The sequence below is a fragment of the Streptococcus infantis genome (assembly GCF_047460875.1).
In the GTDB taxonomy this organism is placed as follows: Bacteria; Bacillota; Bacilli; order Lactobacillales; family Streptococcaceae; genus Streptococcus; species Streptococcus infantis_AA.
Genome location: NZ_JASHFI010000015.1, coordinates 31,131 through 44,350, shown reverse-complemented (window position 1 = coordinate 44,350; position 13,220 = coordinate 31,131). Strand labels below are relative to the sequence as shown.

The 13,220-nt window shown below is 34.5% G+C and carries 12 protein-coding genes; all 12 read right to left on the bottom strand.

The genetic code is table 11. The annotated features are described in order from the left end of the window. Nucleotides 1–479: 479 nt before the first annotated feature. The 12 genes from ftsH to dnaN all read right to left on the bottom strand — a co-directional run bounded on the left by ftsH (nt 480) and on the right by dnaN (nt 13,092). Nucleotides 480–2,438, bottom strand: a complete 1,959-nt coding sequence (gene ftsH / locus QM887_RS09345; protein WP_414271376.1) for an ATP-dependent zinc metalloprotease FtsH — start codon at nt 2,436–2,438, stop codon at nt 480–482. Between the two features lie 16 nt (nt 2,439–2,454). Beyond that, the gene (gene hpt / locus QM887_RS09340) at nt 2,455–2,997 is read right to left on the bottom strand and encodes a hypoxanthine phosphoribosyltransferase (RefSeq protein WP_414271375.1); all 543 of its coding nucleotides are present in this window, start codon (nt 2,995–2,997) and stop codon (nt 2,455–2,457) included. Nucleotides 2,998–3,001: 4 nt separating this feature from the next. After that, entirely contained in the window at nt 3,002–4,279 is a 1,278-nt protein-coding gene (gene tilS / locus QM887_RS09335; RefSeq protein WP_414271374.1) for a tRNA lysidine(34) synthetase TilS, read from the bottom strand. Continuing rightward, nucleotides 4,276–5,544: a serine hydrolase gene (locus tag QM887_RS09330; protein WP_414271373.1), complete on the bottom strand. Its 1,269-nt coding sequence runs from the start codon at nt 5,542–5,544 to the stop codon at nt 4,276–4,278. The genes tilS and QM887_RS09330 overlap by 4 nt, the downstream gene beginning before the upstream one ends. Beyond that, nucleotides 5,537–5,659, bottom strand: coding sequence for an SP_0009 family protein (locus QM887_RS09325; protein WP_414271372.1), 123 nt, complete (start codon nt 5,657–5,659; stop codon nt 5,537–5,539). Before QM887_RS09325 ends, QM887_RS09330 begins: the two co-directional genes overlap by 8 nt. Nucleotides 5,660–5,665: 6 nt before the next feature. Continuing rightward, nucleotides 5,666–6,034, bottom strand: a complete 369-nt coding sequence (locus QM887_RS09320) for a septum formation initiator family protein (protein WP_075228920.1) — start codon at nt 6,032–6,034, stop codon at nt 5,666–5,668. Next, nucleotides 6,027–6,293 carry an RNA-binding S4 domain-containing protein gene (locus QM887_RS09315; protein WP_006146042.1) on the bottom strand — a complete coding sequence of 89 codons (267 nt, stop codon included), beginning with the start codon at nt 6,291–6,293 and terminating at the stop codon, nt 6,027–6,029. Before QM887_RS09315 ends, QM887_RS09320 begins: the two co-directional genes overlap by 8 nt. A gap of 63 nt (nt 6,294–6,356) precedes the next feature. Next, a complete protein-coding gene (mfd, locus tag QM887_RS09310; protein WP_414271377.1) occupies nt 6,357–9,860 on the bottom strand; it encodes a transcription-repair coupling factor in 3,504 nt (1,167 codons plus the stop codon). Further along, nucleotides 9,853–10,422: an aminoacyl-tRNA hydrolase gene (gene pth, locus QM887_RS09305; protein WP_006149108.1), complete on the bottom strand. Its 570-nt coding sequence runs from the start codon at nt 10,420–10,422 to the stop codon at nt 9,853–9,855. The genes mfd and pth overlap by 8 nt, the downstream gene beginning before the upstream one ends. Before the next feature lie 72 nt (nt 10,423–10,494). Continuing rightward, nucleotides 10,495–11,610, bottom strand: a complete 1,116-nt coding sequence (ychF, locus tag QM887_RS09300) for a redox-regulated ATPase YchF (protein ID WP_414271371.1) — start codon at nt 11,608–11,610, stop codon at nt 10,495–10,497. Nucleotides 11,611–11,694: 84 nt separating this feature from the next. After that, nucleotides 11,695–11,889, bottom strand: a complete 195-nt coding sequence (locus QM887_RS09295; protein ID WP_414271370.1) for a DUF951 domain-containing protein — start codon at nt 11,887–11,889, stop codon at nt 11,695–11,697. Between the two features lie 66 nt (nt 11,890–11,955). Next, entirely contained in the window at nt 11,956–13,092 is a 1,137-nt protein-coding gene (gene dnaN / locus QM887_RS09290) for a DNA polymerase III subunit beta (protein ID WP_414271369.1), read from the bottom strand. Nucleotides 13,093–13,220: the final 128 nt, after the last annotated feature.

The following is a 13,220-nucleotide window of genomic DNA, read 5'->3' as shown; positions in this document are numbered from 1 at the left end:
GAGTTGTTATTTTCAACTCTTACTATTATACCGACTTTTTCTTACTTGTCAACACCTTTTTGAAACTTTTTTTCACCAGTCTTTGAAGACTAGCTCTAACTCCCTGAGAAGAGATTTGCGACCTTTGAAGCGTTCTACTGAGAACTTTTTCTTTTCATGATTTTACATTTTTGGATTTTTCATTGTATTTATTGTTATTCTTTTAAAGTATCATTTCAGTTTTAAGATTAGGTTTCTATTCAATTAAACTTCATCTTTTATTTTTGGAGTATTTCTTGATGTTACCTGAGAGCTTTACACTTTCTTATTTTTTCTTATATATAATTTAATTCTTCCTATCCGAGTAACTATCTGACACAGGGATCTATCATTTTTATCTCTATATTAGAGAATTCTTGTATTTATATTTAACAGCTACTGATATTTTTATACAAGAAAACAGAGAAAACATCAGTTTTCTCTGTTAACGTTCATTATGTTTACTTTTCTTCAGTCATCTTTGATTTGACTTCATCATAAGAAAGTGCATGTGATTCTTCTTCTATTGCTTCAGGCATCTTACCTGTCTCATAGAGTGATTTAATCTGTGTACTATCCAATGTTTCGTATTTCAATAATGCTTCTGCAATTAACTTATGAGTTTCACGATTTGATTGAATAATCTCAGCCGCTTTATTACGGGCTTCATTCAACAATGAACGAACTTCTTCATCAATTTCGTAAGCTGTACGCTCTGAAATTGTTTTTTGTGGAGATTGAGCACCAAACATAGCATGATTACCTTCATACTGAACCGGTCCAAGTTTTTCACTCATACCATACTCAGTAACCATTGCACGCGCCATCTGTGTAGCTTGTTCAAAGTCGTTGGATGCACCTGTTGTTTGGACATTGAAGATAATCTCTTCAGCAACACGTCCACCCATCAAACCTGCTAATTGTTCTTTCATATCTTCTTTAGATAGTAACATTTGATCTTCTTTTGGAAGAGCAATCATGTAACCACCTGCACGACCACGAGGAACGATTGTTACCTTATGAACGACACGTGCATTGGACAATACGAGGCCAACAATTGTATGTCCTGCCTCATGGTAAGCAACCATTTCACGTTCTTTTTGAGAAACAGTTTTATCCTTCTTAGAAGGGCCGGCGATAACACGATCTTCAGCTTCATCAATATCTGAAGCATCAATCACTGACTTATTACGACGAGCTGCAACCAAAGCTGCTTCGTTCAATACATTTTCCAAATCTGCACCAACAAAACCAGGAGTTTGTTGTGCCACTAATTTCAAATCTACATCTTCTGCTAATGGTTTATTTCTAGCATGAACTTTTAGAATTGCTTCGCGTCCCTTAACATCTGGACGACCAACCAATACTTTTCTATCAAAACGACCTGGACGAAGAAGAGCTGGATCTAGAACATCTGAACGATTAGTTGCCGCAATAACAATGATTCCTTCATTTCCTTCAAAACCATCCATTTCAATCAAGAGTTGGTTTAGGGTTTGTTCACGTTCGTCATTACCTCCACCTAAACCGACACCACGTTGGCGACCAACAGCATCGATTTCATCTATAAAGATAATGGCTGGTGCTGCTTTTTTAGCGTCCTCAAATAGAGAACGGACACGGCTGGCACCAACACCGACGAACATTTCTACAAAGTCAGAACCTGAAATACTAAAGAATGGTACACCAGCTTCTCCTGCAACTGCTTTAGCAAGTAATGTTTTACCAGTTCCCGGAGGTCCTTCTAAGAGAACACCAGCTGGGATACGAGCACCTAATTTTGTAAAGCGTTTTGGATCTTTTAAAAATTCAACAACTTCAACAAGTTCTTGTTTTTCTTCCTCTGCGCCTGCAACATCTGAGAAGCGAACTTTGATATCTTCTTTGTTAGCAGCTTTAGCTTTACTTCGACCAAAGCTCATTGGATTTCGTCCATTATTTCCTCCCATATTGCCCATCATTGAGAATAGAAAGAAGAATAAGATACCAAATGGTACGATAGACACTAGGATGTTAATCCACATACCACTTGAACTCTCATGTTTCACTTCAATTTGTGTTTGATGTTCACCTGCTAACTTTTGTAAATCAGCAACAGTGGTATCTGATGGTAGGATAATGCTAGTAAATTTTTCTACCTTTGTAGCAGAAGGAGTGAAAAATTGAATCCCAGTTTCCTTCTTTTCTGTTTTTGCAGTTTTGTATTCACCTGATACCTCAATAACACTACCGTTTGGTTGATAGGTCATTTCTTTTACGTTATCATTGGTAATTTCCTGCACCAATTCTGAGTACTTGATCTGTTGACTATGACCAGCGGCTCTTCCAGCAAAAAAGTACTGAAATCCTGTCACCAGCAAGAAAATCATCAACAAATAAAGAAATGGATTTTTTATGAAACCATTATTTTGTTTTTGCATTCAACAACTTACCCTTCTATTTTGAGTAAACTTCCTCTTTCAATACGCCTACATAAGGAAGGTTACGATAATTTTCATTATAGTCTAAACCATAGCCTACAACAAACTCATTTGGAATTGTAAAGCATGTATAATCTGCTTCAATTTCGACAGTGCGTCCCTCTGGTTTATCCAACATAGTAACAATCTTAACAGAGGCTGCTTCTCTTGCAGTAAACATATCTCTCAAGCTCTTCAAAGTTTGACCAGTATCGATAATATCTTCTACAAAGACAACATGTCGACCTTTAATATCTTGAGTTACGTCTTGTTTGATATTAATGACACCACTACTTACAGTCCCACCATGATAACTAGAAACCATCATAAAGTCCATTTCAAGATGTGTATCAATATATTTGATTAATTCAGCCATAAAAGGAATAGATCCTTTTAAAATTCCAACTAGGATTGGATTCTTGCCTTCGTAATCCTTTGTCAACTGAGCACCTAATTTCTTAGCTGCTTCTGTAATTTCATCTTGTGAAATCAAAATTTTCTTGATATCTTTTTCTAACATGATTTTACCTATCTATTTTTTCTATATAAAGTACAGTGTTCATTATATCATTTTTCATTTTTTTACTCAAATCACTAGTTTCAATTCCTAAAACTGAACAAATTTGACCTGATTGCTCAATGATTATCACTTTTTCCCGTTTTTCTTTAGGGATTTTTAAATCAATAAAAAGTCGTCTTAGTTTTTTTCGATGTCCATTTTTTATCAGATAGTCACCTGAATGACGGTGCCGTAAATTTAAGGATGTTTCCCGTGAAACATATATTTTTTGAACTCTATCTCCTTCTAAAGGAAGTCCAAATGAAAATAGATATCCTTCATAGTGAACTTGGTTTAGATAGTCTAACACACACTCATTGTTTTTTTCATCAGACTTTGGTCTGATTTTACAAATCTGAAAGTAATCGTATTCCTTTACAAGCTCATAACCATTTTTTAAATGATGGCGATATTGACTCTTGGTTTTTAATATATGATGGATCTGTTGAAATTGTTCTCTTGTTACATTTAAGTTTGCAAATCGACCAAGATAGTGTTGCAATAAAACTCGTTGTGTTTCTTCTGAAAAAGATAAAAACTGAGTTAAATCTTCAATATCTACTGTTTGAGTTAATTCACCGATAGCTGTCTGATAGTCAGATACTTCTTTTCCAAATTCTAGTAAAGCTTTTCTAACTTGAAGATTCTCTGTCTCCATTTGTGGTAGATAGAGATTACGAACACGATTGCGAAAATAGTGATTTTCCTGATTTGTCTCATCCTCAAAATGTTCAATTTCAGGAAATTCCTTCTTATAGAAAGAGAGTAAGGGACGAATTAATTCTCCCCTATCAAATTTTTGCTTCTCTTTAATAGCCGATAGATGATGCAACCTAGTGCCCCTGATCAATCTCATAAAAATCGTTTCAACCTGATCATCTGCATGATGAGCCGTTACAAGAGCAGTAGAGGATGTTTCTCTCATAACATCTCTAAAAAATTCATAGCGAAATTGACGAGCGCTCGCTTCTGTAAAAGCTCCAGAGAAGTTAGCTACATAAATCGGAACTCCAACTTGTTCAGCTAGTTTTCTTAATTCATGTTCTTCATTGTCTGACTCTGGTCGTTGTTTATGATTGACATGGACTAAAAAAATCTCAATACCAAGTTCCTTTTTATAAGTTGATAGAAGATGAAAGAGAAACATCGAATCAAGTCCACCAGATAAGGCTATTACAACTTTTGAATGATCTTTAAAACAACCTTTTTCTAGAAAATAATTTAAAAAATCGCGCTCTCTCATTTCAGGACCTCATAGACATCCTTGGCAATTTTAGAAATGGTATCATAATCTGAATTTTTGGTAAAAATTGAAATGATGAAAGGAGACTCTGAATAAACAATAGCAGTGTCATGCTTGTATTCGTCTGCATCCCCAATTTTATGGGCTACCTTAGCAGAAATATCTTTCGCAATCCTCTGATTGTCAAAGGACGTTTGTGATAGAGATTCTAAAACAAAAGCATTCTGATTATAAATAGCCTCCATAACTTGACCTGCCATTTTAGCTGATGCCAACTTATCTGTTACATCCCACTCTTCGCCTGAAATTCTAGCCATCTCCTTTTTAAAGGTCTCATCTGACTTGTTGGTAACATAATATCCAAGAATGTTGTGGGCTACATTATCAGATTCTTTCGCTGTTTTTGATATCAAATCTTTGATGGTGTATTCTTTGTTGTCTGCTGTTTTAGGAAGACTTCCACTACCTTCAGGCTTATAAGAACCAGGGAAATCATTCACTTCGGAAACATACTTCAGTTTCGTGTCAAGTTGGTAATCACCTTGATTGATTTTTTCCTGAATATAATAAAGATAGGGCAGCTTCATAACACTTGCAGCATACATTTTCTGATTTTCATTAATCCCAGCTTCCTTACCTGTGCTCAATTGTTTAACATAAATAGAAAACTGTTCATTTTGATAATTTTCAGACAATAACTCTTGTACTTTCTGGATACGATTATCATCTTGAGAAATAGAATCATTAGAAACCCAACCAATTTGTTTGATATGTAAGAATTCACGACCCTCAGCAAACACTGACATATCCACTTCAACATCTTGATAAGGAGCTAAAGTAGTTGTTTTTTCTATTTGATCATAGGGACTATTGTAAATGAAAAATCCAGGTTCTAACCATACTTTTTGGGATAGAGAATTTATTTTTGATGCATCATATAGAAGTCTTTTGTCTGCAGCAACAAACTGATTATTAGATAATTTAAATACAGGCTGACCTTGTCCATTTAACCGCCATTCTATCACGGATAATGTTGTCTCTGCATTGACTTTCCCTGACTCTTTTATCAAATCATCTGAAGCATAAATGGACGTTTCACCATAAAATTTTGGAGATTCTATAGTATCTTGATAATAAAAATGATACGGAGCATGAGTTAAGGAATACACTTCTTGATTTGGAATGATAACTGGATTCTCAGTGCTTACTACTTGGACACTTTTAAAGAAAATAGGAAGTAGTAATATCACTAAAAATTTACGCATTCTTCTTTCCCTCTTCTTCCTGAAGTCGTAACAGATGATTTTTTTGAGCTAACTCTTCTAATTTTTCATCTGATTTACTTAAAAATTGTTCAACAATATCTAATAAATTTTCCATATTCTATTACCTAGGAAGCAAGTCCGGAATGGTGTATACTTCCTCCCATGATTTTGAATAGTAATATTTTGCACGCAAATACTTGGCTGCATATGTTTCGTCCTTTAATTTGGTTGCAAGATTTGATTCTTTATCTTTTTCATCGCTCAATTCTTGATACTGCTTTTTCAAGTCAGATAACTGTTGGCGACGTTCAAGTAGTTGCTGATAACTTTGAGTCAAATTATAGGTTGGTAGGATGAACAACAACATAATCAAAATCAACACCCAACCCATAAAACGATTTCGTCTTTGTCGTTCTTCCATCAAGTATTTACGACGCTGATGTTCATTTTGAATAAAGGAATTATTCATTTGGACTATTTTTTTATACATCGCCTTCTACCCTTGTTTCGCTGATAATTTCATACATACCTGCGGCATCTTCTTTTTTAGTGCTATCTTTCATCTCTAATACTTTTACAAGCAACAACTTATTTCCAAAACGAATTTCGACTTGGTCGTTGATTTTTAAATCTGTAGAGCTCTTAGCAAGAATACCATTTACCTTGATACGTCCCTTATCTGCAACTTCTTTAGCCACTGTACGGCGCTTAATAATTCTTGATACTTTTAAATATTTATCTAATCTCATCTTTATTACCTCAAATTATTATTGTACCATTTTTCTCCCTTTTATAGAAGAAAAATGTCATACCTAATTTGACTCTTTTGCATTTTTTATGGCCACTAGGGATTCAGCAAAAGTCAATAATCCTTCTAAAATCTCATAATCTTTTTTATTTCGAATATCAAATACAACTTCTATCAAACCTTGATTCTCAGAAATATTAGCCTTCAAACTTGTCTGTGAGAGAGCCTGGAAATAATCTTGTGTTAAAAATAGTTGTTGTGAAATTTTTTCAAATTGAATGACAAGTTTATTATTTCTTCTTTCAACACGATTGACAAAAACTTTATCAAGATAAGCTTTGGCTAAACCAATTTCTAAAAGATAGGCAACTACATCAGGATATTCTCCAAAACGATCGATCAACTCATCTTGTAATTCTTCATAGTTGACACGATTGTCAACCTGACGGATTCTCTTGTAAATCTCAATTTTATGTCGTTCATCTGAAATATATTCATCTGGAAGATAAGCATCAATTTGTAGAATTAACTCTGCATTTCCTTTTTCACGTTTTTTGTCAGTTCCATTTTTCTTAGCTATCGCTTCTTCCAGCAACTGAGAATACAACTCAAAACCAACAGAATCAATAAAACCGGACTGCGAACTTCCTAAAAGATTCCCAGCTCCACGAATGGATAAATCACGCATAGCGATTTTGAAACCGGAACCTAGTTCAGTAAAACCTTTGATGGCCTCTAATCTTTTCTCAGAAACTTCTGTCAAAGTTTTATCTGGACGATACATGAGATAAGCATAGGCAATTCGGTTACTGCGACCAACACGACCTCTTAATTGATACAAGGTTGACAGCCCCATATGATCCGCATTTTCAATAAATAAAGTATTTGCATTTGGAATATCAACTCCTGTTTCAATGATTGTTGTTGTTACTAAAATATCATATTCACCTTCAATAAAATCAAGTAGCGTATTCTCCAAACGAATTTCACTCATTTGTCCATGAACAAAGCCAATCGAAGCTTCTGGAATCAGTTCTTGTAACTCTGAAACCTTCTTTTCAATCGTGTCAACTTTGTTGTAAAGATAGTAAACTTGACCACCACGATCCATTTCTCTCAATACAGCATCACGAATAACACGATCATTTTGTTCAAGAACATAGGTTTGAACAGGATATCGATTTGTTGGAGGAGTCTCTATGACTGATAAATCTCGGATACCCAGCATAGACATATGAAGAGTTCGAGGAATTGGTGTAGCTGTCAAGGTTAAGACATCAACCTTCTTTTTTAATTCCTTCAAAGCTTCCTTATGCTTAACACCAAATCGTTGTTCTTCATCAATAATCATCAACCCCAAATCAGCAAACTCAACATCTTTAGATAAAACTCGATGAGTCCCTATCAAAATATCTACTTGACCTTTTTTCAATTTTTCAAGTGTTTCAGTCTGTTCTTTCTTACTTCTAAAACGACTCAAAACATCTACATTGACAGCAAATTGCTCAAATCTTTCCTTAAAATTACTATAATGTTGCTGAGCAAGAACGGTAGTTGGTACTAAAATAACAACCTGTTTATGATCATTGACAGCCTTAAATGCAGCTCGCATGGCCACCTCAGTCTTACCAAAACCAACATCTCCAACTAAAAGTCGGTCCATCGGTTGAGGAGCTTGCATATCTTTTTTGATTTCATCTATACTTCGAAGTTGATCTTCAGTTTCAACATAGGGGAAAGCCTCATCAAAAGCAACCTGATCTTCATCATCTTTTGAAAATGCAAAACCTTTAAGTTGACTTCTCTCGGCATATAACTTAATCAAGTCATCTGCAATATCTTCAACTTGACTCTTTACTTTTTGCTTGGCTTTTTTAAAACGTCCATCGTTAAGTTTGTTTAACTTTGGAGCCTTACCATCACTAGAGACATACTTAGAAAGAATCTGTATCTGTTCTACAGGGATAGAAATACGGTCTCCATTTTGATATAGGACACTAACGTAGTCTCGATGAATTCCTTTAATTTCAATCGTTTCAATCCCTAAATATTGCCCAATACCATGGATTTGATGAACAACATAGTCTCCTTTTTGGAGTTCACTATAATCCTTCAATCGTTCAGCATTGCTAATATTTTGTCTGCGATACTTGCGTTTAATCTTCTTTTTAAAAATTTCATATTCAGTGATAAATACGAGATTCTCATCTACAAAATGAAATCCATGACGAAGATTTCCTTCAACAAGATTGACAGTTCCTTTACAGATTTCACTTTCATTACTATTATCAACTTTAATATCATATTCATCAAGAATCGTTGACAGTTTCTTTAATTCAGTTTTGGTACTTGATTGAAGAACAATTGTATACTTCAATTTTTTATAACGTTCAATTTCTTCCTTCAGAAAAGAAAACTGATTAAAGAACTCCTGCATTGGATATTGATTGAATTGATACAGATGATTAAATTTCAAATTTCCAAGCCCTTTTTGGAAATTTGAAAAGAAACTAGCTGGTAAATATTTTTTGAATTGACTTTCTACATCAGCAAAATATTGTAAACTTGACACCGTTTTACTATTATGTAAATCTTCTGTAAAGTAACTAGCAGTTTCCTTATCAAAAGCATCGTACTGATTCAAGATTTTTTGAAAATCATCAAATATAATAGGAATTTGATTCAAATAGTCTATCAATGTCCATTGTTTTTTATAAAATACAGACAACAACTTGCGAATATCTGTATGAAGAACTTGCTCTTTCGTGCAACTAAAAACTTCTTCTAAGTAAGACTTTAAAGTCGGAGAAAGTGCCTTATCAATCTCATGTTCTAAAAATTTCAGGCCACGATGATAATCTTCATTCGTTAACAAAATATCACTAGCTGGATAGATTAGTACTTGAGTTTGACTCTCTTTTGATAATTGAGTTTCGGCATCAAATTCTCTAATGCCATCAATCTCATCACCAAAAAATTCTATTCGGTAAGGAGATAGTTGAGAAGTTTCAAAGATATCTAGAATATCTCCACGAAGGCTAAATTCACCTTGACTTTGAACTTGAGTAACTTTTTTATAACCAAGTGAAATCAATTGATTTTTTAATTCTCTTTGTTCACACTCTTCGCCAACTTCAAGTTTTAACACACTGTTATCAAAGATTTGAGGATCTGGTAAGAATAAACGGCTAGCTGCCATGTTACAAACTAATATTCCTTTTTGAGATTTATCTCTTAGAAAACGCAAGGCTTCAACTCTTGAAAAAATCTTTTCTTGAGACGATACTAAGAATTCTACCATTGGTGAATCATCTACTAAAAATGGATAAACCATATCAGTACCCAGGATAGAAATTAAATCATTTACTAGACGCTCAGCTTCTCCATAAGTAGATGTCATTACTAAAATCTTGTTCTGATTTTTAACACTACTTGCAATAGCTAAGGACTTTGCTGAACCAGAAAATCCTAATAGTAATTGTCTTTGCTTCTGTGTTAAATTTTCATGCCAAGACAGGATTTGTTTATTCTCTAAAAAGAATTCGATTAATGACATTTCTTTACCCATTGTATTTCTGCATTGTTTTTTCAAAGTTTTTCTCTTGTAAATAATAATTTACAGCATCGTCAACCTTGTCAATAGACTGTAAAATACCTATATAGTCATCCTTGTCAAATTTACTCAAAACATGATGAACTACTGACATTCCTTTTTTAGGTCTTCCAATGCCAATCTTTACACGATTGAAAACCTGTGTACCGATATGTTGAATAATCGACTTAATTCCATTATGACCACCAGCTGATCCTTTAGCACGAAGACGAATTTTTCCGACTTCCATGTCAAGGTCATCGTAAATGATGAGTAAATCTTCAATATCTAAACCATAGTAGGTTAACAAAGCATGAACTGCTTTTCCACTTTCATTCATAAAAGTCGTCGGTTTCACCAGATAAATTTTTTCACCGTTAAGAAAAAATGAGGCTAACTCAGCTTGGAATATCTTATCGTGTGTAAAGGTAACATTCTGTTTTTTTGCTAGTTGGTCAATCAGCATAAAGCCAACATTATGTTTAGTTTCAAAATATTTATCTCCTGGATTTCCCAATCCTACAAGTAATTTTGTCATTTATATTTCCTTTCAAAAGTCAAAAGGGTTGGAATTTTTTTCCAACCTAATTGACATTATTTTAAATATTGATTAAACGTTAAAGCGGAATTCCATAATATCGCCATCTTGCACGACATATTCTTTTCCTTCTTCACGCAAACGTCCAGCTTCTTTTACTGCCTTTTCAGATCCGTATTTAATCAAATCATCATAAGACATAGTCACTGCACGAATAAAGCCTTTTTCGAAGTCAGAGTGGATAATTCCAGCAGCTTGAGGAGCTTTCATGCCACGTTTAAAGGTCCAAGCACGAACCTCTTTTTCACCAGCTGTGAAGTAAGTCCCAAGTCCAAGTAGATGGTAAGCAGCACGAGTCAACTTATCCACACCTGATTCTGTCAAACCAATAGCTTCAAGAAACTCTTTTTTATCTTCATCGTCTAACTCAGAAATTTCTTCTTCAGCACGCGCTGAAATGACTACTACTTCTGCATTTTCTGTTGCTGCGAATTCACGAATTTGCTTCACATAATCGATAGATTCTGGGTCTCCAACCACATCCTCATCAACGTTAGCTACATAAAGAACAGGTTTTGTTGTCAAAAGGAAAAGACCTTTGACTACTTTTTGCTCTTCATCTGTAAATTCAATGGTACGAGCTGATTTTCCATCTTCAAGAACAGGTTTAATCTTTTGAAGAACGTTAAATTCTGCAACTGATTCCTTATCTTTTTGAGTACGTGCCATTTTTTCCACACGCGCATAGCGTTTATTGACTGATTCTAAGTCAGCAAGAATCAACTCTAGGTTAATAGTATCAATATCTGCTAGCGGATCCACAAAGGCATCTTCACGACCTTGCTCACGCATGACATTTTCATCATCAAAGGCACGAACCACATGAACAATGGCATCAACTTCACGGATGTTAGCTAAGAATTTATTTCCAAGTCCTTCTCCTTTTGATGCACCCTTTACAATCCCTGCAATATCTGTAAATTCAAAGGTTGTTGGAATTGTCTTTTTAGGAGTAATCATTTCCGTCAATTTTTGGAGGCGTTCATCTGGAACTTCTACCATTCCAACGTTTGGGTCAATAGTTGCAAATGGATAGTTTGCAGCCTCTGCTCCTGCTTTTGTAATTGCATTAAATAGGGTTGATTTACCTACGTTTGGCAAACCCACGATACCTGCTGTTAAAGCCATAGTTTCTCATTCTCCGTTCACATTTCAATCTTCAATATTATAACACAAAAAGGGAAAACTTGCTAACCCTCTAACTCCTTGCATTTAGTCGATAATTTTACTCATTTTTCTTTCAAAATCATAGCGACTCATCATGACAACATGATTACAATTACTGCATTTTATCTTGATGTCTGCTCCAACACGGGTAATTTCCCAGCGATTTGCTTTTTTGCCTGTTGACTTTATCGTACAAGCGTGTGGTTTTTTCATTTCAACAAAATTTCCAACTTGATACATACTACTCTCCTTTTCATATTTCTGATTATATCATAAAAGAGGTGAGCTAGGCTCAACCTCTTTCCATTAATTTGTACGAACTGGTGTGATGAGCTGCATGAAATCTTCATCAGTGTCTGCTGGAACAAGGGTGAATGGACGAACTGCAGAGATAAAACTGATTGTAACTTTTTCGCTATTCAAAGCTTTCAGTGCTTCAATCAAATAAGTTGGGTTGAAACTTATTGTCAAATCAGCACCACTTACATTTTCAGTATCAATTTCTTCATGTACTTTCCCTACTTCTGGAGAGTGAACATGGGCACTTACAATTCCTTCTTTGATTTCTAATTTAACAGTACCATTTTGTGTTGCACTTGATAAGAGACGAGCACGTTCCATAGATTGACGTAGTTTAGCAACGTCAAAAGTAACTGTTGTATTGAAATCTGTTGGAATCAATCGATCGGTATCCGGATAATTTCCTTCTAAGAGACGTGTGTAGAAGCTAATATTTTCACTTCTAAAGAGAATTTGATTATTGGCGAAGAAAATCTCTACTGTTTCGATATCATCCGTAAAAACAGCTGAAAATTCACGTAGCGAACGACTTGGGATGACAACATCAAAATCATCGCTATTTTTTTCAAGAGTCAACTTTTTCTGACTGAGACGGTGAGAGTCTGTCGCAACTGTTTTTAATTCTTTATGATTGCTCAAGACAAAATGTCCCCCCGTCAAAATAGGACGACTTTCTTGAGTGCTAGCTGCGAAAGCAGTTTCGTTGATAATCTTTTTAAGAAGTTTTGTTTCAAGAACTAAAGGATTACTTGCGGAAATTTCTTGGATACGTGGATACTGCTCGCTATCCTTTCCTTTTAGGGTAATTTCTGATTTACCACTTGTTAAGACAATTTGCTTTTGTTCAATCTCTTTAAAATCAAGTGTTACATCTGGAAGACTTGAAACAACATTGATAAAGAAAGAGGCTTCCAGTAGAACTGTTCCTAAAGAATTAATCAAGAGACCTGCATTTTCATTTTTTTGCGAAATGAAATTTTCAATTGAGATTTGACCATTTGATCCAATCAAGGTAATTCCTTCATTGGTAACATCAATTTTTACAGTTGATAAAATAGGAATAGCATTTTTTGAGCTAATAGCTCTTTTGGTTGTATTTAAAGCTTGTAAAAATAAATTTTTATTAATTGAAAAATGAATCATGGATTCTCCTTTATTCTTTTTATTATTAGAAGGATAATAGTAATAATAGAGCGTGTGAAATATGTGGAAAACAGATGCTAATCAAGAAAACTCAAGGAAAGAGCCTTGTTTAAAAAGTGTGGATAAAT

Bases quoted from the DNA above. Each gene is read 5' to 3' on its own strand.
- ftsH (WP_414271376.1), bottom strand. From the start codon at position 2,438: ATGCAAAAACAAAATAATGGTTTCATAAAAAATCCATTTCTTTATTTG.
- hpt (WP_414271375.1), bottom strand. From the start codon at position 2,997: ATGTTAGAAAAAGATATCAAGAAAATTTTGATTTCACAAGATGAAATT.
- tilS (WP_414271374.1), bottom strand. From the start codon at position 4,279: ATGAGAGAGCGCGATTTTTTAAATTATTTTCTAGAAAAAGGTTGTTTT.
- QM887_RS09330 (WP_414271373.1), bottom strand. From the start codon at position 5,544: ATGCGTAAATTTTTAGTGATATTACTACTTCCTATTTTCTTTAAAAGT.
- QM887_RS09325 (WP_414271372.1), bottom strand. From the start codon at position 5,659: ATGGAAAATTTATTAGATATTGTTGAACAATTTTTAAGTAAATCAGAT.
- QM887_RS09320 (WP_075228920.1), bottom strand. From the start codon at position 6,034: ATGTATAAAAAAATAGTCCAAATGAATAATTCCTTTATTCAAAATGAA.
- QM887_RS09315 (WP_006146042.1), bottom strand. From the start codon at position 6,293: ATGAGATTAGATAAATATTTAAAAGTATCAAGAATTATTAAGCGCCGT.
- mfd (WP_414271377.1), bottom strand. From the start codon at position 9,860: ATGGGTAAAGAAATGTCATTAATCGAATTCTTTTTAGAGAATAAACAA.
- pth (WP_006149108.1), bottom strand. From the start codon at position 10,422: ATGACAAAATTACTTGTAGGATTGGGAAATCCAGGAGATAAATATTTT.
- ychF (WP_414271371.1), bottom strand. From the start codon at position 11,610: ATGGCTTTAACAGCAGGTATCGTGGGTTTGCCAAACGTAGGTAAATCA.
- QM887_RS09295 (WP_414271370.1), bottom strand. From the start codon at position 11,889: ATGTATCAAGTTGGAAATTTTGTTGAAATGAAAAAACCACACGCTTGT.
- dnaN (WP_414271369.1), bottom strand. From the start codon at position 13,092: ATGATTCATTTTTCAATTAATAAAAATTTATTTTTACAAGCTTTAAAT.